The sequence below is a fragment of the Paraburkholderia sp. BR13439 genome, assembly GCF_040948805.1.
In the GTDB taxonomy this organism is placed as follows: Bacteria; Pseudomonadota; Gammaproteobacteria; order Burkholderiales; family Burkholderiaceae; genus Paraburkholderia; species Paraburkholderia youngii.
Window position 1 is genome coordinate 664,253 of sequence record NZ_JBFPKN010000001.1, and the last position, 22,457, is coordinate 686,709.

Below are 22,457 nucleotides of genomic sequence, written 5' to 3' on the forward strand. Positions count from 1 at the left end.
GGGCCGCCGTCGCGCGAATAAGGTTCTAAAATACCTCAAGCGACGCCCGTACGCTGTCCGCCACCGACAAGGAGCACTGACATGGGACTCAACGAAGCACCGCTTCTGTTCGACTTCGAAGTCGCGTCTTCGGAGAATTTCACTTATATCCCGATGTCGGTGCGCTTCAATCTCGACCGGTTCGGGCTGCGCATCACGCTCGCGCAGTGGCAGCAACTGCCGCTCGAAGACCGCAAGCTGCTCGCGCGTTTCCCGGTCGAAGAAGACACGCAAATCGAACCGAATTTCGATCACGCGCTGTTCGAGATGCTGCGCACGCACGCGAACATCGAACCGGAGTGGTTCACGCCGGAGGAGTCGCCGGCCTGGCGACAAACCGACAGCGTGCCCGACGGCGTCGCGCATCAGGCGAGTCTCGCCGGACTCGCCGCGCCGAGCGTCGCGCGCTGGGCGGAGCTCGATCCATTCAAACGTTACGTTCTCGCGAAGCTGTCGCGCAAGCCCGAGGCGAACCACGATTTCGTCCCGGCGATGAAGGAATTTGGCGCGGCCGGCTAGGCGCGGCCGGCTAGGCGCGACCGGCTCCGCAACTCCCCCCAATCCTCAGATTTTTTTTCACGCCGACCCTCAACCCGCTTCCGATCGCTGCCGATATCCAAAGGTTGGCGCGTAAAAGATTTGCATCGATGCGGCGCGACGCACCGGTAGCGAGCGCGCTTTCCCGCCCTCGGAACGATTGACGTTCGGAACCCATGAATCCTTTTTTGTCGAAGCGACTGCTGATCAATATTGCGGTCGTGGTCGTCGCGGTCGGTGCAAACGCGTTCGTCGCGTACACGCAGATTCGCGGGCAGCGAGACGCCGATGCGCGCCTCGCGCGCTCGACCAGCGTGCGCCAGAACCTCGATGCCTATCACGCCGCGCTCGGTAAAGCGCTCGCCGCGGTGCACCGCCTGAAGGAATCGGGCGATCCGGTCCCGCCGGACGCGGCCGCTTCGATGACGAACACACTCGCGAGCCGCGAGGATGCACTGCGCGACGAGCTCGCGAGCGAACCGTCCATGTCGCCGGCGCTCGCCAGCCTGAGCGCGGCGCGGCACGCGCTGCAGCACGATCTCGAGGACACGCTGCGCAACCACGCGAGCGACTTACCCGGCCCGGCCAGCGCGATGTCGGGCGCGGCATCGACCGAAGCACCGATCTCGGCCCACGACGATGCGCGATTCGACGCATCCAACGACTCCGCGCCGTCCGACCCGCAGCTTGCCCCCTCGCTAGAGCGTGTCGAAGCCGCGCTCGCCTCGTTGCGCAGCGACGAAAACCGTTCGTTGCAGACCGCGCTCGCGGCATCGGCGAGCGACAGCCAGCGCGCGATGTTCGTACTGCTCGTGACGATGCTCTGCGGCAGCGTGCTGCTGATGCTCACGTTCGGCGTGCGCGAGAACAGCGCGCGTGAAAAGCTGCGCAGCGCCCGCGCGCTGGCGCGCAACGACGAGCGTTTTCGCAGCCTGTTCGACGATCACAGAGTGCCGATGTACATCTTCGATCGCGATACGCTGCGTTTTCTCGCCGTCAACGCTGCCGCGATCGAGCAATACGGCTACACGGAAAGCAAGTTTCTGGGCATGACGATCCGCGCGATTCACCCTGATTCCGAGGTTGCGCGCCTCGAGAAGCATCTGGCGCGCAGCGCGGACTTGCGCCAGAGCCACACGATGGCGGGCATCTGGCGGCATCGGCGCAACGACGGCTCGATCATCAGCGTCAACGTGTCGTATCACGCGCTCAGCTTCATGGGCCGCGACGCGTCGTTCGTGCTGGCGGACGACGTGACCGATCAGATCAACGCCGAAGCCGAAGCGCTGCGCTCGAATCAGATGCTCGAAGCGGTGATCGACAACATTCCGCAGCGGATTTTCTGGAAGGATCTGAACTCGCGCTATCTGGGCTGCAACATGGCGTTCGCGCGCGACGCGGGGCTCGCGTATCCCGAGCAGGTGATCGGCAAGAGCGACACCGATTTGCCGTGGCGCGCGTTCGCCGACCTGCTGAACGAGCACGATCGCGAAGTCGCGAGCACCGGCGTGCCGAAGATGAACTTCGAGGTCGACTTCGTGATCGACGGCGTGCATCGCACGAGGGTCACGAGCAAGCTGCCGTTCACCGACGGCGACGGCCAGGTGATCGGCGTGCTCGGCTCGTACACCGACATCACCGAGCAAAAGCGCGCCGATCTCGCGCTGCGTCTGCAAAGCCGTGCGCTCGATGCGAGTGTCAACGCGATCCTGATCACCGCGCCGTCGCCGTCGGGCAATCTGATCGAATACGTGAATCCGGCGTTCATGCGTATCACCGGCTACGATCTCGATGAGGTGATCGGTCACGACTGCCGCGTGCTGCAACGCGACGACCGTGACCAGGAGGGCGTCGCATTGATTCGCGAGGCGCTCGCGGCGAATCGGGAGGTCAGCGCAGTGGTGCGCAACTATCGCAAGGACGGCGCGCTGTTCTGGAATCAGCTGTTCATCGCGCCGGTGCCGAACGCGGAAGGCGTGATCACCCATCATATCGGCGTCATCAACGACGTGACCGAGCTGATCCGCTACCAGGAGCAGCTCGAATACCAGGCCAACTACGACGGCCTCACGCGGCTGCCGAACCGCAACCTGCTGCGCGACAGGCTCGAACATGCGCTCGTCGTCGCGCAGCGGCATCACACGGGCGTGGCAGTCGTGTTCCTCGATCTCGACGGCTTCAAGAACGTCAACGACAGCCTCGGCCACAGCGTCGGTGACCGGCTGCTCAGCGTGGTCGCCGAACGGCTCGCGCGCTGCTCGCGCACCAGCGACACGGTTGCGCGCCACGGCGGCGACGAGTTCGTGATCGTGATGACCGACACCGTCGACGAGCAATCGCTGATCACGTGGATGGAGCGCGTGCGCGCGTCGATCGCCGAGCCGGTGTGGCTCGACGGCACCGAGCTGTACGTCGGCTGCAGCATGGGCGCGAGCCTGTTCCCGCAGGACGGCGAGGACGCCGAAACGCTGATGAAGAAGGCCGACGTCGCGATGTACCGCGCGAAGGACATGGGCCGCAACACGTTCCAGTTCTATCAGCCGGAGATGAACGCGAGCGCGGGCGCGCGCCTGAATCTCGAACGACGCCTGCGCCGCGCGCTGCGCGACAACGAGTTCCTGCTGCACTATCAGCCGCAGGTCGATATCGTCAGCGGCCAGATCGTCGGCATCGAGGCGCTGGTGCGCTGGCGCGATCCGGAGGCCGGCCTCGTGCCGCCGTCGTCGTTCATTCCGCTTGCCGAGGAAAGCGGGCTGATCGGGCCCCTGTCGGAGTGGGTGCTGCGCGAGGCGTGCCGCCAGAACAAGGCGTGGCAGGATCAGGGCTTGCCGCCGGCGCGCGTGTCGGTGAATCTGTCGGCGCGGGTGTTCCAGCAGCGCGACATCGCGAAGCTCGTGATGCAGGTGCTCGCCGAGACCGGGCTCGAACCGAAGTATCTCGAACTCGAGCTGACCGAAAGCACGATCATGCGCAATGCGGAAGAAGCGGTGTTGATGCTCAACGAGCTGCACGCGCTCGGCATCGGTCTCGCGATCGACGACTTCGGCACCGGCTATTCGAGCCTCAGCTATCTGAAGCGCTTTCCGGTGGACCGCCTGAAGATCGACCGCTCGTTCGTGTCGGATATCGGCGTGTCGGGCGACGACGAGACGATCACGTCGGCGATCATCGCGCTCGCGCATTCGCTGAAGCTGCAGGTGATCGCCGAGGGCGTGGAAACGTCCGCGCAACTCGACTTCCTGAGGGAACGCGCGTGCGACGAGATGCAGGGCTTCTATTTCGCGAAGCCGCTATCGACGGAAGGGATCTCCGAACTGCTGCACGGCGGGTTGGTGCCGGAGCTGGAGCCGGCGTAAGGGGAGCGTGACGCGCGGCGCCCAAGGTCGCCGCGTGTCATCGCGGGTCGCGTCAAACGCCGCTCACTCCGCTGGCGTGTCTTGGAATACCGGCAGGCTTTCCGCGAACGCGGAAAATTTCTCGAGCCGCGGATGATCGGCCTTGCTGACCGCCTCCGGCAGCATCATGTGCGTGAACTGCCACGCGACGGCGACGGCCACGTCCGCCGCGCTGAACTGCTGCTGCGTGTCCGGCAGCGGCCCTTCGCCCAACTCGCGTTCGAGTTCGGCATAGGCGGCGAGCAGTTGCGCTCGCACGCGCTCCACCCACGCTTCATGCTGCTTCTCCTGCGGTCGCAGATTGCGCTCGTAGACGATCTGCACGCTCTTTTCGCACGCGGCGAGCGCGAGACCCGTCAGACGCGCGGCGCGCAACGCCGCGTCGGCTTGCGTCGGGAACAGCGGGGTGGGGCCGGCGAGCGTCGCCAGATACTGCAGGATCACCGTCGAATCCATCACGACCGCGCCGTTGTCGGCGACGAGCGTCGGCGCCTTGACGACCGGATTGATCTTCGCGAACTGCTCGTAGGTGCGGAATACCGAAATCGACTCGTGTTCGAAGTCGAGCGCGAGCAGCTTCATGCAGATGGCGACGCGCCGCACGTACGGCGAGTCGAGCATTCCGATCAGTTTCATCACGTATCCATTAGAAGAGCGACTATCGGGCGCCCGGCCTCGTGCGCTGATCGGCCGAAACGGCTAGCGGGTGGCGCGGCGCGTGACGCATGGAACCGCTAGCTTAAGCATCCTTGCCGGCTCAGTCCAGCACGGGCAGCGCGCGCGGACGGCGGTCGCTGTCGGTGGCGACGTAGGTGAGGATCGCTTCCGTGACCTTGACGACTTCCTGCGACAGGCGCATCCGCTGCGCGTAGACCTCGACCGACACCGTCACCGACGTATTGCCGGTCTTCACGATATCCGCGTAAAAGCTCAGCAGGTCGCCGACGAACACCGGCTGCTTGAACAGGAACGAATTGACCGCGATCGTCGCGACCCGTCCGTTCGCGCGACGGCTTGCCGGAATCGAGCCGGCGATGTCGACCTGCGCCATGATCCAGCCGCCGAACACGTCGCCGTGAATGTTCGCGTCCGATGGCTGCGGCATCACGCGCAGCGCGCAAGGCTTGGAAGGAAGTTGAAGAAGATCGGTCATCGGGACATCCTTGGGAAACGTGTTCGAGTGAATTGACGCGCACGGACCGAACGACTGGGGCCAGCCCGGCCACAGGCCGCGGAAAGCGCCGCCAGCTGGCTTCTGCGACAATACGGGGGATCAGGAATTGTACGGGAAAGCGCCCAGCCAGGCGCGCGAGCCGCGCCGCTGCGAACTCCGGCAGTTCCACACTCTCCCCAAGATTTATGCGCCGCGCTCCTTCGTCAGAACCCTCGCCGATTTCCACCGGACCCCGCAACGACTGGCAAACGATCCTGTCGCTGCTGCCATACCTTGCAACCTACAAATGGCGAGTCGGCATCGCGCTCGGCTGCCTGATCGGCGCGAAGGTCGCGAACCTCGGCGTGCCGATCGTGATGAAGCACATCGTCGACAGTCTCGCGTCGATCCGCCATCTGACCGCGCTCGGGCGCGCGCAGGACGCGCCCGGCATCGTGCTGCTCGGCGGCGTCGGCTTGCTGGTGGTCGCGTATGCAGTGGTGCGGCTGTCCACGTCGTTCTTCACCGAGCTGCGCGAAATACTGTTTTCGAAAGTGACGGAAAGCGCGGTGCGCCAGCTTGCGCTGAAAGTGTTTCGTCATCTGCACGGGCTGTCGCTGCGCTTTCATCTGGAGCGGCAGACGGGCGGCATGTCGCGCGATATCGAACGCGGCACGCGCGGCATCACGCAGCTGATTTCCTATTCGCTGTACAGCATCCTGCCGACGCTCGTCGAAGTCGGTCTCGTGCTCGGCTTTTTCGTCGTCAAATACGAGGCCTATTACGCGATCGTCACGTTCATCGCGCTCGCGGCGTACATCGCGTTCACGGTGAAGGTCACCGAGTGGCGCACGCACTTTCGCCGCACGATGAACGAGCTCGATTCAAAGGCGAATTCGCGCGCGATCGACTCGCTGCTCAACTACGAGACCGTCAAGTACTTCGGCAACGAGGAGTGGGAAGCGAGCCGTTACGACGAAAACCTGAAGCGCTATCGCGCGGCGGCCATCAAGTCGCAGCGTTCGCTGTCGGCGCTCAACTTCGGGCAGCAGGCGATCATCGGCACGGGGCTCGTGTTCATCCTGTGGCGCGCGACCCAGGGCGTGATGGCCGGGCGCCTGACGCTCGGCGACCTGGTGCTGATCAACACGTTCATGCTGCAGCTGTATATCCCGCTGAATTTTCTCGGCGTGGTCTATCGTGAGCTGAAGCAGAGCCTGACCGACATGGACCGCATGTTCTCGCTGCTCGGCGCGCCGCAGGAAGTGCCCGATGCGCCGAATGCGGTGGCTTTGCAGGTCGGCGGCGCGCAGGTGCGTTTCGACAACGTGAGCTTCGCGTACGAGTCTTCGCGACCGATTCTGCACGACGTGAGCTTCACGATCGCGGCCGGCACGACGACCGCGGTGGTCGGCCACAGCGGCTCGGGCAAGTCGACGCTCGCGCGGCTCCTGTTCCGCTTCTACGATCTCGACCGCTCGACGGGCGGCGCGATCCGGATCGACGGGCAGGATATTCGCGATGTCACGCAGGATTCGCTGCGCGCGTCGATCGGCATCGTGCCGCAGGACACGGTGCTGTTCAACGACTCGATCTACTACAACATCGCATACGGGCGGCCGTCGGCGACGCGCGACGAAGTGATCGCGGCGGCGCGCGCCGCGCATATCCACGAGTTCATCGAGAGTCTGCCGAAGGGCTATGACACGCCGGTCGGCGAGCGCGGGCTCAAGCTGTCCGGCGGCGAAAAGCAGCGCGTCGCGATCGCGCGGACCATCCTGAAGAATCCGCCGATCCTGCTATTCGACGAAGCGACGTCCGCGCTCGATTCACGCTCCGAGCGCGCGATCCAGCATGAGCTCGACCTGATCGCGCGCGAACGCACGACGCTGATCATCGCGCACCGGCTTTCGACGGTCGTGCACGCGCAGCAGATCATCGTGATGGACAAGGGGCGCATCGTCGAGCGAGGCACGCACGCGGAGCTATTGCGCGCGAACGGCCTGTTCGCGCAGATGTGGGCGCTGCAGCAGCGCGCCGCGCAGACCACGGACGCGGTGGAAAGGGCGGAAGCGGTCGGGGCCGGCGAGAGCGCGGCGAAGTAGAGCTCAGCGCGCGCGCAGCAGCCGATCGAGCGCTTCCAGCTGCGCCTGCGTGCCGACGTTTTCCCACACGCCTTCGTACAGCTCGCCGCTCGCGAGCCCACGCGCGATCGTCGCGCGGTAATACGGGCTCAGCGCGCGCCGTGTGCCGCGCGGCAGATCGCGGAACATGCGCGTGTCGTACAGCCCGAAACTGCCGAACGTGAGGCGCGGCTGCGTGTCGAGCGACAGCACGCCGTCGACGAGACCAAAGTCGCCGTTCGGGTGAAACGGCGGATTCGGCACCATCACCAGATGCATGCCGGGCTCGGGCAACGCCTGCAGCGCGCCGGCGTGCGCATGCAGCGCGGCGTAGTCGTAATCGGTGTACACGTCGCCGGCCACCGCGACGAACACGTGATCCGCGCCGTCGTCGGTCAGTAGCGGCAGTGCCTGCGCGATGCCGCCCGCGGTCTCCAGCGCCTCTTGCTCGGGCGAGTAGAGCAGTTCGACCTGCCAGCGCGAACCGTCGCCGAGCGCGGCTTCGAGCTGCGCGCCGAGCCACGCATGATTGATCACGATGCTACGGATGCCGGCCCGCGCGAGCCGTTCGATCTGCCACACGATCAGCGGCTTGCCGCCCGCTTCGAGCAAAGGCTTCGGGCACGCGTCGGTCAGCGGACGCATGCGCTCGCCGCGACCCGCGGCAAAAATCATCGCTTTCTTCACGGACATCGTCATCGGTTCAGAAGGTATAGCCGATTTCCTGCGCGCGGCCTTCGAGGTCGTCGAGCAGCTTCGCGAACCCGCGCAGCGGCGCGTAACGCTCGGCCACCTTGCGCGCATAGCCGATGAAGCGCGGCAGGTCTTTCATGTAATGCGCCTTGCCGTCGCGGTAGTTGATGCGGCAGAACAGGCCCAGCACCTTGATGTGCCGCTGCAGCCCCATCCATTCGAGCTGGCGGTAGAACTCGCCGAAATCGGCATCGACCGGCAGGCCGGTTTTTTTCGCGCGCTCCCAGTAGTACACGAAGCAGTCGAGCTCGAACTCCTCGTCCCAGCTGAGGAACGCATCGCGCAGCAGCGACACGACGTCGTACGTGATCGGCCCGTACACCGCGTCCTGGAAGTCGAGTACGCCGGGGTTCGGCTCGGCGATCATCAGATTGCGCGGCATGAAATCGCGCAGCATGAAGCTTTGCGGCTGCGCGCGCGCGCTCGCGATCAAGAGCGCGAACGTGCGATCGAGCTGCGCGCGCGTTGCGGCATCGACTTCACGGCCAAGGTGCCGGCCGATGAACCACTCGGGCATCAGCTCCATTTCGCGATGCAGGAACGCTTCGTCGAACGGCGGCAGCACGTCTTCGCGCGAGCCGAGCTGCCAGCGGATCAGCGCGTCGAGCGCGTCGCGCATCAGCGTGCGGGCCGCGCGGGTGTCCCCCGCGGCCTGCGCGTCGGTCAGCGCCCCGAGGTAGGACGCGGTGCCGAGATCGGTGACGAGCATGAAGCCCGCGTCGAAGTCGACCTCGAGCACGCGCGGTACGTGCACGCCGGCGGCGTCGAGCAATTGCGCGATCTGCGCGAATTCGCGGCATTTTTCGGGCGGCGGCGCGTCGACGGCGATCAGCGTGGCCGCGCCGTTGCCTTGCGGCGCCTTACCGGCGAGCCGGAAATAACGGCGGAAACTGGCGTCGGACGAGGCCGGAACGATCGTGTCGAGCTCCAGCGCATGACGCGCCGCGTGGCCTTGCAGCCAGGCCTTGAGCAGGGAGAGGCGGGTGTCGGTGAAGTCTTGGGTGGAAGGCAGCGTCATGAAAAGCGGCGGCAAATTCTTGGGGACAACGTCTTGCCATATAATACCCCACGACTTTTTTGACGCGACTCACACGCCAGCTTTCGCGTGCTCCGTTTTACCGCCCGCCTTATCACTCGGCAAATTGGGAATCCAGACGTGCAGCCGACTCTCACGGTCGCGGTGTGCAGGCGGTGGATCGTGATGACGGAAGCTTGCACACGGGTCGACTCGCCAAACGATACATGCCGCCCAGACAGCTTTCCGATACCACTCCTTCCTGTGCAGTAGTGCCGCGCAAAAGGCGGCTCGTCGCGGCGTTGATCGCCGCTCCGGGCCTGATGCCCGCGCTTGCGCACGCCCAGCTGGTGGGGGAAGCTGCGCAACCGCAAGCGGTCTACCCGCCGTGGGGCATGCAGCTCGCTCCGCAGCTAGAAGAACATCCGTTGCAAACGGGCCAGCGGCCGGCCACCTTCGTGCTCGGCGACCACGCGAGCGGCACGATCGACCAGGACCTGGCCGCCAAGGGCTCGGCCGAAGTGCGCCACAACACGTCCGTGATCAAGGCCGACGACCTGCACTACGACCAGGACACGGACATGGCCGATGCGTACGGCAATGTCCACGTGATCAATACCGGCAATACCTTCATCGGGCCCGAAGCGCATCTGCGCGTCGATTCGACCGAAGGCTTCATGACCGCGCCGAAGTATCACTTCACGTTGACGGGCGGCTCGGGCAGCGCGCAGCGCGTCGACCTGCTCGACGCCGAGCGCTCGGTGTTCACGAAGGCCACCTACACCGCGTGCGCGTGCACGGACGATCCGGCCTGGTACATCAAGGGCAGCGAGTTCGATTTCGACACCGGCGCCGACGAAGGCGTCGCCTACAACAGCGTGCTGTTCTTCCAGGGCGTGCCGGTGTTCGCGTCGCCGTGGCTGTCGTTCCCGCTGTCGGGCGAGCGGCGCAGCGGCCTGTTGCCGCCCACGTTCTCGCTCAGCTCGTCGAACGGCTTCGAGCTGTCGGTACCGTATTACTTCAACATCGCGCCGAATCGCGATCTGACGGTCACGCCGCGTGTGATCTCGAAGCGCGGTGTGCAGTTGCAGAGCACGTTCCGCTATCTGTCGCCGACGTATTCCGGTTCGATCACCGGTGAATTTCTGCCTGACGATCGCCTGACGAAGACCAACCGCTACGCGCTGTACATCCAGCACAACCAGAATTTCGGTAACGGCTTCGGCGGCTACATCTACTACAACAAGGTCTCGGACAACACCTATCCGCAAGACCTGTCGTCGTCGGTCAACCAGTTCATGAACGGCCTCCAGCTCCTGTATCAGCAGGAAGCCGGGGTGACCTACAACAACGGGCCGTGGTCCGTGCTCGCGCGCGAGCAGCACTGGCAGACGCTGCAGGAGTCGGTCGCGCCGTACGGCCGCGAGCCGCAGTTGAACGTGAAGTACGCGAAGTACAACGTCGGCGGCTTCGACTTCGGCGCCGAAGCCGACTACACGAACTTCCGCATCACCACCGCGGACCTGACCGAAGGCCAGCGGGTGCTGTTCAACCCGTACGTGTCCTATTCGGTGGTGGGGCCGGGCTACTTCGTCACGCCGAAGGTGCAGTGGCACTTCGCGTCGTACAACCTGAACAACATCGGCACCGATCTGAACGGGGTGCCGAACGCGCAGAAGAATTTCACCGAGTCGATCCCGACCTTCACGTTCGACACGGGGCTGACGTTCGAGCGCTCGGTGCGCCTGTTCGGCCAGGATTTCATCCAGACGCTGGAGCCGAGGCTGTACTACGTCTACACGCCGTACCGCAACCAGAACAACGCGCCGCTGTTCGATACCGCCGAGTCCGACTTCGGCCTCGCGGAAATCTTCACGCCGAACACGTTCGTCGGTAACGACCGGATCGCCGACGCGAACCGCCTGACCGCGGGTCTCACCACGCGCTTCATCAACCCGGCCACCGGCGACGAACGCGCGCGCTTCGTGATCGCGCAGCAGTACTATTTCCGGGACCAGCGTGTCACGTTGCAGCCTTCGCAGACGAGCGCGCAGGCCACGCACTCGGACCTGATCGCGGGTGCGTCGATCAAGCTGGGTGCCGGTTTCGCTTCGGAAACGGCGTTCCAATATAATGCCGACAATAACCAGCTCACGAAGACGAGCGTCGGTTTCGGGTTCAGTCCGGAGACCGGCAAGGTCCTCAACGTGGCGTACCGCTACACCCGCGCCAACACCACGCTCGACAACCAGCCGATCAATCAGGTGCTGATTTCGGGCCAATGGCCGCTGTCGCACCGGATGTACGGTGTCGGCCGGTTCAACTACGACCTCGGTGGCCACCGTATCGTCGACGGCCTCGTCGGCCTGCAATACGACGCGGATTGCTGGACGCTCGGCGCCGGCATCCAGCGCTACGCGAACGGCCTGAACTCGTCGGGACAGAATCAGTCGAGCACGCGGTTTCTGGCGCAGTTGACGTTCAAAGGCTTGTCGAGCGTCGACAATGGGCTGATGACCGCGTTCCGCACCAGTGTGGCCGGCTACACGCCGTTGCCGCCGCCGCCGCCGCCGGAGTCGCGGTTCACCAACTACGAATGACGGTCGCCCGGTCATTCACGGCTTGCGAAAAGACGGGCGAAGCGCCCGACATCATTGGAGTATCTGTGGCAATCATGAAACAGCTTCGCTTGGCAATACTCGCGGCGGGTCTCGTCGCCGCGGCGTCCTTCGTTCCAGTCGCGTCGGTACAGGCGCAGGCATTGGGCGGCAATAGCGGCCAGACGGTCGACACCATCGCCGCGGTGGTCAACAACGGTGTCATCACGCAGCGCGAGCTCGACGAGCGGGTCGGTCTGATCGCGCACCGGCTGAACCAGCAGAACGCTCCGGTGCCGCCGACGGACCAGTTGCGCCAGCAGGTGCTCACGCAGATGGTGCTCGAGCGCATCCAGCTGCAAAAGGCCAAGGAAGACGGCATCAACATCGACGACGCAGCCGTGCAGCGCACGCTCGAGCGTCTCGCGCAGGCGAACAACATGCCGCTCGCAATGTACCGCGCGCGCATCGAGGCGCAAGGCGTGCCCTGGGCCACCTTCTCGAACGACGCGCGCACCGAGCTGACGCTGTCGCGTCTGCGCGAGAAGGAAGTGGACAGCAAGATCACGGTGACGGACGCCGAGGTCGCGAACTACATCGCCAGCCAGCGCGGCCCGGGCGCCGGCCAGACGAGCGACCTGCACATGCAGCACATTTTCGTGAGTGCGCCGCTGAACGCGCCGGAGACCGAGATCGAGGCGGCGCAGAAGAAGGCCCAGGGGCTGCTCGCGGAAGCGAAGGGCGGGGCGGATTTCGGAAAGCTCGCGAAGGCCAATTCGCAAGCGCCGGACGCGTCGCAGAACAGCGGCGATCTCGGCTTCCTCGCACCGTCGAAGCTGCCGCCCGAGTTCGTAAAGGCCGCGTCGGCACTGCGTCCGGGTGAGATCAGTCCGGATCTGATCCGCACCAACGACGGCTTCGAAATCGTGCGTCTGGTTGAGCGCCGTGCCGGCCAAGGCAGCAGCGCGGATGCGCCGAAGCTCGTGCAGACGCACGTGCGCCACATTCTGCTGCGCGTCGGCGACGGCCAGTCCGAACCGCAGGCACGCCAGAAGCTGATCGACATCCGCAACCAGATCGCCGCGGGCGGCGACTTCGCGAAGTTCGCGCACACCTACTCGCAGGACGGCTCGTCGTCGCAAGGCGGCGACCTCGGCTGGATCAGCCCGGGCGAGACGGTGCCCGAGTTCGAGCGCGCGATGAACGCGCTGCAGGACGGCCAGATCAGCGAGCCGGTGCGCAGCGAATACGGCTACCACCTGATTCAGGTGCTCGGCCGCCGCGATGCGGAAGGCTCGATTGCGCAGCAGATGGATCTCGCGCGTCAGGCCATCGGCCAGCGCAAGGCGGAACAGGCGTACGCCGACTGGCTGCGCGAGTTGCGCGATACCGCGTACGTCGAAGTGAAGCCGACCACGGCGAACGTGCAGTAACGGAGCCCATGCCATGACGAGCGCCGCTCAGCCCACCCACCGCCCGCTGCAGATCGCGATCACGACCGGCGAGCCCGCCGGCGTCGGTCCCGAACTGACCGCGCAGGCGCTGGCGGGTGCGGCGGCGCACTGGCCTCACGCGCAGTTCACCGTGCTCGGCGATGCGCAATTGCTCGCTGAGCGGGCGCGCGCGGTCGGTGTCGATTGGGCCGCGCTGCTCGCGCAGGGCCCGCGCGTGCGGCTCGAACCTCACCCGCTCGGCGCGCCCGCGCAGGCAGGCAAGCTCGACGCCGCGAACGGCCGCTACGTACTCGATCTGCTCGATGCGGCGATCGACGGTGCGGTGGCCGGCAGGTTCGACGCGATCGTCACCGCGCCGCTGCAAAAAAGCACGATCAACGACGCCGGTGTGCCGTTCACCGGCCACACCGAATATCTGGCCGAGCGCACCCATACGCCGCGCGTCGTGATGATGCTCGCGGGCACCGGCAAGCGGCCGCTGCGCGTCGCGCTCGCGACCACGCATCTGCCGTTGAAGGACGTGTCGGCGGCCTTGACGATCGAGAGCCTCGTCGCGACGCTGCGCATCATCGATCACGACCTGCGTCATCACTTCGGTTTGCCCGCGCCGCGCATTCTCGTGACGGGGCTCAATCCGCACGCGGGCGAAAACGGCTACCTGGGCCGCGAGGAAATCGACGTGATCACGCCGGCGTTGCAGCAGGTGAACGGCGAGGGCATCGACGCGCGCGGTCCGTATCCGGCCGACACGCTGTTCCAGCCACGTTATCTCGACGAAGCCGACTGCGTGCTCGCGATGTTCCACGACCAGGGCCTGCCGGTGCTGAAATTCGCGACGTTCGGCGAAGGGATCAACGTGACGCTCGGCCTGCCGATCATCCGCACCTCGGTCGATCACGGCACCGCGCTCGATCTGGCCGGCACCGGCCGCGCCGACGCGGGCAGCCTGATGGCCGCGATCGAGACGGCTGTTTCGATGGCGCAGCATCGTCGCGCGGGCTGACGCACAGGTGACCTGAGCGGTTGCGGTGCCCGTGACGCGCCGCGTGGCGTCGTATTTCCACCGTGACGTCTTTCATTCTCAAGCAGTTTTCTTTCTAGCGTTTCTCCGATGTCCACCAGCAGACAGCAAGGCCGGCACCAGGGCCATCTCGCGCGCAAGCGTTTCGGTCAGAACTTTCTGGTCGACATGGGCGTGATCGATTCGATCGTCGACGTGATCCGGCCGCAGCGCGGCGAGCGCATGGTCGAGATCGGTCCGGGCCTCGGCGCGCTGACCGAACCGCTGATCGAGCGGCTCGCGACGCCCGAGTCGCCGCTGCACGCGGTCGAACTCGACCGCGATCTGATCGGCCGTCTGAAGACGAAGTTCGGCGATCTGCTCGAACTCCATTCGGGCGACGCGCTCGAGTTCGACTTCGGCTCGCTCGCGGCACCGGGCGACAAGGCGTCACTGCGCATCGTCGGTAATCTGCCGTACAACATTTCGAGCCCGCTGCTGTTTCATCTGGCGACCTTCGCGGACCGCGTGATCGATCAGCACTTCATGCTGCAGAACGAGGTGGTCGAGCGGATGGTCGCCGAGCCGGGTACGAAGGCGTTCAGTCGCCTGTCCGTGATGCTGCAATACCGCTACGTGATCGACAAGCAGCTCGACGTGCCGCCCGAGTCGTTCCAGCCGCCGCCGAAGGTCGATTCGGCGATCGTGCGGATGATCCCGTACGAGCGGCACGAAATGCCGGCAGTCGATGGAAACGTGCTGGGCGAGGTGGTGACGGCGGCGTTCTCGCAGCGTCGCAAGATGCTGCGCAACACGCTTGCCGCGCTGCGCGATACCGTCGATTTCGACACGCTCGGCTTCGATCTGCAACGCCGCGCGGAGGACGTGCCGGTCGCCGAATACGTGAGCGTGGCGCAGGCGGTGGCGGCGCGCTCGGCCGCTGCGCCGGAGTAGTCTCAACGTTTGACGACGACGACGCGCCGCCGTCGAGCCGCTTATCGTTTCGCCGGCGCGTTGACGAGCGCGATGCCGGTCAGCACCAGCAGCGCGGCGATCAGAAAGCGCGCGCTGAACGACTCGCCGAGCAGCAGCACGCCGAAGGTCACGCCGAACATCGGCGTCAGAAACGAAAACACCGACAGCCGCGATGCGATGTAACGCGTCAACAGCCAGAACCACAACAGATAGCTGACGAACGCGACGATCACGGCCTGATACGCGAGACTCGCGAACGCGAGCGGCGTCACGCTTTCCACGCGCACTTCACCGAGCGCGAGCGCCAGCGCGAGCAGCACCACCGCCGACACCGTCAACTGATAGAACAGCGTCTTGCTTGCGCTCGTCTGCGCGAGCCGCGAGCCGCGCACGACCACCGTGGTCGCGGCCCATGCAATGCCGGCGAGCACGCCGAGCGCATCGCCGGCCGCGCCCACGAGCGTCGAGCCGTGGGCTGCGCTTGCAGCCGCGCCGGCGTTCGGGTGCAGGAAGCCATCGGCGAACGCGAGCGCCATCCCCGCGAACGCGACGCCGATGCCTAGCCACTGGATGCGCCGCATGCGTTCGCCATCGACGAACCAGTGCAGGCCGAGTGCAGTGAAACACGGCGCCGTGTACAGAAAGACCGCCATGCGCGACGCACTCGTCAGCGTCAGGCCGAAAAAAATGCAAACGAACTCGGCCGCGAACAGCACCCCTGCGAGCAGACCCGCACCGAGCGTGCCGTCGTCACGAAAGAGCGGCGTGCCGCGCGAGCGCGCCCATGCCCACACGAGCAGTGCCGCGATCGTCGAGCGCAGCCCCGCTTGAAAGACCGGCGGCACAGCCGCATTGGTGGTCTTGATCGCGACTTGCTGTAGCCCCCAGATTGCGCATAGGCCGATCATCAACAGGATCGCGAAGCTATCCGGGGCGCGGCGCGCGGGCAAGGCGGTGGTCGTGCTCATCGTGAATAGTCGGCTTTATTCTTGATAGTGCCGGCGCGAGACAGGATTGCCGGGCGAATACGCCCGGCCGCACATCCCCGGGTACAACGTGAAGCCGGGCTTTATGGTCGTTCTGGCGCCTCGCCCGAATCTGGGGCGCGGGCACATGCCGCATGCGCTTCGGGAAGTGTCCAGCGTGAACGGTTGAACGCGAGTCAGTCGACTCGTCCCTTCTTCTGTATCAGCTCGATCTTGTAGCCGTCCGGATCGGCGACGAAGGCGATGACCGTCGTGCCGTGTTTCATAGGTCCCGCTTCGCGCGTAACGACGCCGCCGCGTTTCTTCACCTGTTCGCACGCCGCATAGGCGTCGTCGACTTCAAGGGCGATGTGACCGTAGCCGGTTCCGAGGTCGTACTTGCTCGTGTCCCAGTTGTAGGTCAGTTCGATTGCCGCGCCTTCCGATTCGTCCTCGTAACCGACGAATGCGAGGGTGAACTTCCCGTCCGGGTAGTCGTTCTTTCGAAGCAGGCGCATGCCGAGAACTTCGGTGTAGAAACGGATCGAGGCGTCCAGATCACCGACTCGAAGCATGGTATGCAGGATTCGCATGAGTCCTCCTTTGACAGTTTGTCGATAAATGCATTGACCTGCGGGAATTGTAAATGATTGCCTGGTAGGGCGAAGCGGCGTGGGCCAGCCCGGACTGGATGCGCCTCATGGAATCCGCTCCGACCTATTCCGACAAAAAGGTGTGGGCAATCAGGGTTTGTGTCCGGTTGCGGGTTCGATATTAGTGTCCAACACTCAGTATCGATCCGGTTCCTCAGATAGCAGTCTGATATATCGGACAATCGATGCGTGAGCCGGCGAATAGTCGTGCATGCCGAAAGGCGCCGAAGCCGGTACGTCTGCCCCGGAACCCTCTTCTCCGCATAGGACCCTGCCCATGAAGCTTGCCAATCGAGGCGCCAGAGCCGCCTTTCTGTTCGCTCTTGCTGGATTGCTCGCCATCACTGGCTGCACCAAGGTGGCCACGCCGGAGCAGGGCGCGGCGGCAGCTCCGTCGACGCTTCAGGGCGTGTTGCAGCGAGGCACGCTGCGCGTCGGGGACTGCCTGACGTTCGCGCCGTTCGGGTTCTATAACAAAGACGGCCAACCGGACGGCTATGACGTGGACCTCGCGAAGGAACTCGCGAAGCAGATGGGCGTGAAGCTCGAGGTCGTGAATACGACGAGCGCGAACCGGATTCCGAATCTGCAGACCAGCAAGGTGGACGTCGTGTTCTGCAACTTCACGCGCAATCTGGAGCGCGCAAAAGTGATCGAATTCACGGCCCCTTACGTGGTTGCCAGCGAAGCGCTGCTGGTCAGAAAAAACAGCGGTATTCAGTCGATCAAGGACATGGGCGGTCGCACGATCGCGACGGTCAAGGGCTCGACCAATGGCGATGAAGTGCGCTCGCTGAATATCCCGGTGAAGATCCAGGAATACGACAGCTCGCAGGCCGCGATACTTGCCGTCAAGCAGGGACAGGCCGACGCGATGATCGAGGACAACAACTTCCTCGCGTATCAGGCCAAGCTCGATCCTGAACTTGCCGTCACGAACGAAGCGCTGGTGCCGCTCGAATACAACGCGTTCGGCGTCAAGGCCGGTGATCAGGAATGGCTCAACTATCTGAATCTGTTCCTCTTCAACGTCAATGCGTCGAAGCTCAACGCGCAGCTCTACAACAAGTGGTTTGGCACCGATCCGCGCTATCCGCTCAATCCGCAGTTTTAAAGCGCGGCAGTGAAACCCGCACGATGGGGAGCATGAGATGAGTTACGAGTGGCTGACTTTGTGGGGCTACGTGCCTGAGTTTTTGAGCGCGAGCTGGCTGACGTTGCAGGTGACCGTGCTGGCCTTCGTACTGGCGCTAGTCCTGGGTTTGTTGACCGCGCTTGCCGGCGCTTCTCCGCTCGCGCTGCTTCGGTGGATCGCCCGTGGCTACGTTGAAATCATCCGCAATACGCCTGTCCTCTTGCAGATTTTCATCGTGTTCTTCGGTCTGCCGTCGGCGGGTATTTCGCTCGACGCATACTGGGCGGGCGTCATTGCGCTCGGCCTCAACGTCGGTGCTTACCTGTCGGAAGTGTTCCGCGCCGGCATACAGTCGGTGCCGCGCGGCCAACTCGAGGCTGCCGGGATTCTCGGCCTCGAACGCGCGCAGATCTTCGTCGAGGTCGTCTTGCCGCAGGCGACGCGCGCGGTCTATCCGGCCATCGTCAACTACCTGATCCAGCTGCTGCTCGGCACTTCCCTGCTGTCCGCCATTGCATTGCCGGAGTTGACCGGCACGGCGACCGTGATCAACTCGCGAACGCTTCTCTATCTTCAGACGTTCAGCGTGACGCTCGTCGCGTATCTCGTGCTCAGTAACGTACTGTCCTGGCTTGCGGGCCAGCTCGGCGCGCGGATCTTTCATCCTCCCCTCGCCATGCCGGCGCGCACCGGTTTCGGGACAGGCTTTATGCGCCGGACGAAGCGGGCCTGATTCCCGGATTGGAGTTGGATCATGTCAGTCGAATTGCTGAAAACCAGTCTGTCGATCCTGCTGCAGGGTCTGGTGACGACGCTGTTGCTCTCCATCGCGTCCATCGTGGGCAGCACGTTCATCGGCCTGTTCGCCGCGGTCTTGCGATCGTTCGGCCCGTGGGGCACCGACCGCATCGCCAGACTCTATACGGAGCTGTTTCGCGGCACGCCGGTGCTCATCACGCTGATGTTGATCTATTTCGGCGTGTCGTACTTCGGTTATGCGATCGACGTGTTCGCAGCCGGCGTCATTGGCTTGAGCGTCTACCAAGGCGCCTATATCGCCGAAATTTTCCGCTCAGGGATCGAAGCAGTACCCAAAGGTCAATGGGAGGTATCGCAGATCCTCGGCCTCACACGGGCTCAGGCGTTCTCGTTCGTCGTGCTGCCTCAGACCGGAAAGATCGTGTTGCCGCCTCTCGTCGGACAGTATCTGTCGCTCATCAAGGACACGTCGATCGTCAGCATGATCGGCATGTCCGAGTTGATGCACGGTGGCCAGGCGATCGTCGACCGGATCGGCAAGCCGGTGGAGATCTATGGACTCGTCGCACTCATTTACTTCGCCGTGTGCTTCCCGCTTTCGCAATGGGTGCGCCACCATGACCGCAGGAGATTGTCGTGAGTAACCAAAGCCAAACCAGGCCGATCATTTCACTGACGGGCGTCAGCAAAGCATTCGGTTCGACGAGAGTGTTGAACGAAATCAATCTCGAGGTCCGCTCGGGTGAAGTGCTAGTGCTGATCGGCGCGTCCGGCTCGGGCAAGAGCACGGTCCTGCGAATCATGGCCGGATTGGAGACCACCGATTCCGGCGAGGTCTGGGTCAACGAGGTGCCCTTGCATGATCCGCGTCGAGCACGGGAGATTCGTGGCCACGTCGGCATGGTCTTCCAGCAGTTCAATCTGTTTCCTCACAAGACCGCGCTCGGCAATGTCACGCTCGCGCTGATCAAGGCGCGCCGCATGAGTCCGGCCGACGCGCGCAAGCGCGCGATGGAGACACTCGATCGCGTCGGGCTCGCGGACCGCGCGGAACACTATCCCAGCCAGCTTTCGGGTGGTCAGCAGCAACGCGTGGCGATTGCGCGCGCGCTCGCGGTCGAGCCCGGCATCATGTTTTTCGACGAGGCGACGTCCGCGCTCGACCCGGAGCTGGTCGGCGAGGTCACCGAGGTGATGCGCGGGCTCGCGCGCGACGGCATGACGATGGTCGTCGTCACGCATGAAATGGGCTTTGCCCGCAAGACCGCTGACCGCGTCGTCTTCATGGACAAGGGCGTCATCGCGGAGCAGGGCGATCCGGAGCAGATCTTCGTCAATCCCTCGAACGAACGCACCCGGCAGTTTCTGCATCGAGTTCTCGACCATTGACGGTCGGATCAACGCATTACGGAGTGAATGCATGGCTGTTACAGAGTCGCCTCGGGCGAGAGGCGTGGACCGCGTGATCGCGATCTTCCGGCAATTGCATATCGCCCAACGCCCGCTGACGATGCGCGAACTGATCGAGGCAACCGGTGCGCCGCGTTCGAGCATCTACGAGCTGGTCGCGATTCTCACGGAAGTGGGCTGGCTCGAGACGGCCGCGGATGGCAGCGTGTTTTTTGGGCGCGAGATGCACTACTACGGGTCCGACTATGCCACGCACAACGATCTGATCAGCCGTGCGCATCAATCCATCCTGGGACTGGTGAGGAAGTACGACGAGACCACGCAGCTGTGCATGCTGGAAGGCAACAAGTACACGGTCGTGTTGTCCGAGCACAGTGCGCGGCCCTTCAACATCAGTTCGGACATCGGCGTGAGAGTGCCGATACCTTGGACCGCTACGGGACGTCTGCTGCTGGGTCACCTGAGCGCCGACGAGATTCGCGCGCTGATTCCGGCGGAAGATTTCATTCTCGACAATGGGGCGAGCATCGAATTCGACGCATTCCTGAAGGACGTGCAGGCCGCAAAAGAACGAGGCTACTGCTGCACCGAAGGACTTTCGAACGCGTTCAGGCTGTGTATGGCAGCGCCGATTCGCGATCGTGCGGGACTGCCGATTGCAGCCCTGTGTTTCATGACTGGCCGCGACACGAGCCCGGACAGGCGCGGCGTGATGCTCGACGATCTGTTGCAGTCCGCGAAAGCGCTCTCGCAGAGATAGCGCCCGGCCTCAAAGCGTCGGCAACAACTCCGGCGGATGCGACTTCAGTGTCTGCCGCGCCTCGCGGAATTCCGGAAAAATCGATTCGACCGTCTGCCAGAAGCGCGGACTGTGATTCATCTCGCGCAGATGCGCCAACTCATGGGCGACGACGTAATCGATGATGGACAGCGGAAAGTGGATGAGCCGCCAGTTCAGGCGGATCTTGCCGTCGCTCGAACAACTGCCCCAGCGCGTCGCCGCCGAAGACAGCGCATACGAGCGATAGTTGACGCCGAGCATCTGCGCGTAGATCTCGAGACGTTCGCCGAACAGCCGCTTCGCTTCGCCTTGCAGCCAGCCCTGCACGCGATCCTTGATCTGCTGCGGGTCGGCTTGCAACGGCAGCGGCAATTTCAGCGCGCCGTGCTCGGCGCTGAACGCGAGCATGCCTTGCGGCGCGCCGAGCGTCACGCGCACCGGCTGACCGAGGTAGGGCACTTCGGCGCCATCTTTCCAATCGATCTTCGGCAGCGCACGCTGTTCGACGCGCGTTTGCCATTCGATCAGCTTCGTAAAAATCCAGCGCTGCTTTTCGGTGATCGCGCTTTCAATATCGGCGAGCGTGACCCAACGCGGCGCGGTGATCGTGAGACCGGTGCTGTCGATCGCAAAGCCGATCGAGCGGCGCGCGGAACGCTTGAGCGCGTAATGCAGCGTGCGTGAACCGATGGTGAGGCTGCGCAGCTTGCTGCCATCCGGCGCGAGCGGCGCGACGGGCGGCCTGGCCGGCGCTGTGCCGGATGAACCCGGCGTGGAAGGTGAAGGAGTCGACGACGTCGACCCCGGCTCGGCGAAGAGCGGGAGATCGAGCTGCCGGTTTTCGAGCGCCGCGGCGGGCTGCGGCGTGGGAGACTTCTGCATCGGCTTCGCTTCGCGCAATACGCCCGCGGGCTTCGAGGGCGTGGCGCGTCAGATGGGAGCGGCGGCGGAGTCGTTAGCCGCCGCGCTGTAGGCAGTCGGATCGATGCGGCGCATTTCGGCTTCGATCCACTGTTCGACGCGCGTGTTCACTTCGTCGGGCGTGAGCCCCGTCGTTTCGATCGGCTTGCCAATCGACACCGTGACTATACCCGGATATTTCGTAAACGAGTTGCGCGGCCACACGCGACCCGCATTGTGCGCGATCGGTACGACCGGGGCGCCGGTCGCGATCGCGAAGCGCGCGCCGCCGGTCTTGTACTTGCCCTGCTTGCCGGTCGGCGTGCGCGTGCCTTCCGGAAACATGATGACCCATGCGCCTTCGGCCATGCGCGCCTTGCCCTGGTTCGTGACCGATTCGAACGCGTACTTGCCTTCCTTGCGGTTGATGTGAACCATCTTCAGCATGCCGAGCGCCCAGCCGAAGAACGGCACATACAACAGCTCGCGCTTGAACACGTAGCACAGCGGTCGCGGCATGATGGCCGGAAACGCGATTGTTTCCCACGCCGACTGATGCTTCGACAGCAGCACGGCCGGGCCGTTGGGCAGGTTCTCGAAGCCCTCGATGCGGTAGCGAATGCCGTTCAGGTAGCGCACCGCCCACAGCGTCAGGCGACACCAGCCGGCCGCCATCCAGTAGCGGTTTTCCGCGCGCAGGAACGGAAACGCGATGATGCACGCGGTCGCGTACGGCACCGTGACCACAACGAAATAAATCAGCAGCAGCAGGGAACGGATAAAGCGCATCGGCGTGGTCGGTGAGGGTTGGGA

20 protein-coding genes are annotated in these 22,457 nt (G+C 64.3%); 12 read left to right on the top strand and 8 right to left on the bottom strand.

The features are described from left to right. Positions 1-81 precede the first annotated feature (81 nt). Both AB3X96_RS03080 and AB3X96_RS03085 read left to right on the top strand, forming a co-directional pair. Entirely contained in the window at positions 82-558 is a 477-nt protein-coding gene (locus AB3X96_RS03080) for a nitrate reductase associated protein (RefSeq protein WP_176122439.1), read from the top strand. Between the two features lie 194 nt (positions 559-752). Next, entirely contained in the window at positions 753-3,932 is a 3,180-nt protein-coding gene (locus tag AB3X96_RS03085) for an EAL domain-containing protein (RefSeq protein ID WP_368588532.1), read from the top strand. 63 nt (positions 3,933-3,995) lie between these two features. On the opposite strand, the gene AB3X96_RS03090 is transcribed toward AB3X96_RS03085, so the two are convergent. Together AB3X96_RS03090 and AB3X96_RS03095 are read right to left on the bottom strand one after the other, a co-directional pair. Further along, a complete protein-coding gene (locus AB3X96_RS03090; RefSeq protein WP_368588533.1) occupies positions 3,996-4,607 on the bottom strand; it encodes a glutathione S-transferase family protein in 612 nt (203 codons plus the stop codon). 121 nt (positions 4,608-4,728) lie between these two features. Next, positions 4,729-5,124, bottom strand: a complete 396-nt coding sequence (locus tag AB3X96_RS03095) for an acyl-CoA thioesterase (protein ID WP_176109558.1) — start codon at positions 5,122-5,124, stop codon at positions 4,729-4,731. A 206-nt stretch (positions 5,125-5,330) separates the two neighbouring features. Between AB3X96_RS03095 and AB3X96_RS03100 the strand changes: the two genes are divergently transcribed. Further along, positions 5,331-7,229, top strand: a complete 1,899-nt coding sequence (locus AB3X96_RS03100; RefSeq protein ID WP_368588534.1) for an ABC transporter ATP-binding protein/permease — start codon at positions 5,331-5,333, stop codon at positions 7,227-7,229. A gap of 3 nt (positions 7,230-7,232) precedes the next feature. On the opposite strand, the gene murU is transcribed toward AB3X96_RS03100, so the two are convergent. Then, complete coding sequence (gene murU, locus AB3X96_RS03105; protein ID WP_368588535.1) at positions 7,233-7,946, bottom strand: N-acetylmuramate alpha-1-phosphate uridylyltransferase MurU; 714 nt, start codon at positions 7,944-7,946, stop codon at positions 7,233-7,235. A 4-nt stretch (positions 7,947-7,950) separates the two neighbouring features. After that, on the bottom strand, positions 7,951-9,018 hold the full coding sequence (locus AB3X96_RS03110; protein WP_368588536.1) for an aminoglycoside phosphotransferase family protein: 1,068 nt from the start codon (positions 9,016-9,018) through the stop codon (positions 7,951-7,953). A gap of 224 nt (positions 9,019-9,242) precedes the next feature. Between AB3X96_RS03110 and AB3X96_RS03115 the strand changes: the two genes are divergently transcribed. The 4 genes from AB3X96_RS03115 to rsmA all read left to right on the top strand — a co-directional run bounded on the left by AB3X96_RS03115 (position 9,243) and on the right by rsmA (position 15,020). Beyond that, a complete protein-coding gene (locus tag AB3X96_RS03115) occupies positions 9,243-11,615 on the top strand; it encodes an LPS-assembly protein LptD (protein ID WP_368588537.1) in 2,373 nt (790 codons plus the stop codon). A gap of 65 nt (positions 11,616-11,680) precedes the next feature. Beyond that, positions 11,681-13,045, top strand: coding sequence for a peptidylprolyl isomerase (locus tag AB3X96_RS03120; protein WP_368588538.1), 1,365 nt, complete (start codon positions 11,681-11,683; stop codon positions 13,043-13,045). A 13-nt stretch (positions 13,046-13,058) separates the two neighbouring features. Beyond that, positions 13,059-14,069, top strand: a complete 1,011-nt coding sequence (gene pdxA / locus AB3X96_RS03125) for a 4-hydroxythreonine-4-phosphate dehydrogenase PdxA (protein WP_368588539.1) — start codon at positions 13,059-13,061, stop codon at positions 14,067-14,069. Positions 14,070-14,177: 108 nt separating this feature from the next. Next, positions 14,178-15,020, top strand: coding sequence for a 16S rRNA (adenine(1518)-N(6)/adenine(1519)-N(6))-dimethyltransferase RsmA (gene rsmA / locus AB3X96_RS03130; RefSeq protein ID WP_368588540.1), 843 nt, complete (start codon positions 14,178-14,180; stop codon positions 15,018-15,020). A 41-nt stretch (positions 15,021-15,061) separates the two neighbouring features. Here rsmA and AB3X96_RS03135 read toward each other — a convergent pair whose 3' ends face one another. Continuing rightward, positions 15,062-16,009: a DMT family transporter gene (locus tag AB3X96_RS03135; RefSeq protein WP_368588541.1), complete on the bottom strand. Its 948-nt coding sequence runs from the start codon at positions 16,007-16,009 to the stop codon at positions 15,062-15,064. A gap of 194 nt (positions 16,010-16,203) precedes the next feature. After that, positions 16,204-16,599 carry a lactoylglutathione lyase gene (gene gloA, locus AB3X96_RS03140; protein WP_176122451.1) on the bottom strand — a complete coding sequence of 132 codons (396 nt, stop codon included), beginning with the start codon at positions 16,597-16,599 and terminating at the stop codon, positions 16,204-16,206. 337 nt (positions 16,600-16,936) lie between these two features. Here gloA and AB3X96_RS03145 point away from each other — a divergent pair, with 337 nt between their 5' ends. The 5 genes from AB3X96_RS03145 to AB3X96_RS03165 are packed head-to-tail and all read left to right on the top strand — an operon-like array spanning position 16,937 to position 20,723. After that, on the top strand, positions 16,937-17,773 hold the full coding sequence (locus AB3X96_RS03145) for a transporter substrate-binding domain-containing protein (RefSeq protein WP_368588542.1): 837 nt from the start codon (positions 16,937-16,939) through the stop codon (positions 17,771-17,773). Positions 17,774-17,810: 37 nt separating this feature from the next. Continuing rightward, a complete protein-coding gene (locus AB3X96_RS03150; protein WP_368588543.1) occupies positions 17,811-18,527 on the top strand; it encodes an amino acid ABC transporter permease in 717 nt (238 codons plus the stop codon). A 21-nt stretch (positions 18,528-18,548) separates the two neighbouring features. Beyond that, entirely contained in the window at positions 18,549-19,193 is a 645-nt protein-coding gene (locus tag AB3X96_RS03155; protein WP_368588544.1) for an amino acid ABC transporter permease, read from the top strand. Further along, positions 19,190-19,942 (top strand): amino acid ABC transporter ATP-binding protein, encoded by a 753-nt coding sequence (locus AB3X96_RS03160; RefSeq protein WP_309235086.1) that lies wholly within the window; start codon positions 19,190-19,192, stop codon positions 19,940-19,942. Before AB3X96_RS03155 ends, AB3X96_RS03160 begins: the two co-directional genes overlap by 4 nt. A 31-nt stretch (positions 19,943-19,973) precedes the next feature. Then, on the top strand, positions 19,974-20,723 hold the full coding sequence (locus AB3X96_RS03165) for an IclR family transcriptional regulator (protein WP_176109545.1): 750 nt from the start codon (positions 19,974-19,976) through the stop codon (positions 20,721-20,723). A gap of 9 nt (positions 20,724-20,732) precedes the next feature. Here AB3X96_RS03165 and AB3X96_RS03170 read toward each other — a convergent pair whose 3' ends face one another. Both AB3X96_RS03170 and AB3X96_RS03175 read right to left on the bottom strand, forming a co-directional pair. Next, complete coding sequence (locus AB3X96_RS03170; RefSeq protein WP_368588545.1) at positions 20,733-21,626, bottom strand: M48 family metallopeptidase; 894 nt, start codon at positions 21,624-21,626, stop codon at positions 20,733-20,735. A 48-nt stretch (positions 21,627-21,674) separates the two neighbouring features. Further along, complete coding sequence (locus AB3X96_RS03175; RefSeq protein WP_176109543.1) at positions 21,675-22,433, bottom strand: 1-acyl-sn-glycerol-3-phosphate acyltransferase; 759 nt, start codon at positions 22,431-22,433, stop codon at positions 21,675-21,677. Between the last annotated feature and the right edge of the window lie 24 nt (positions 22,434-22,457).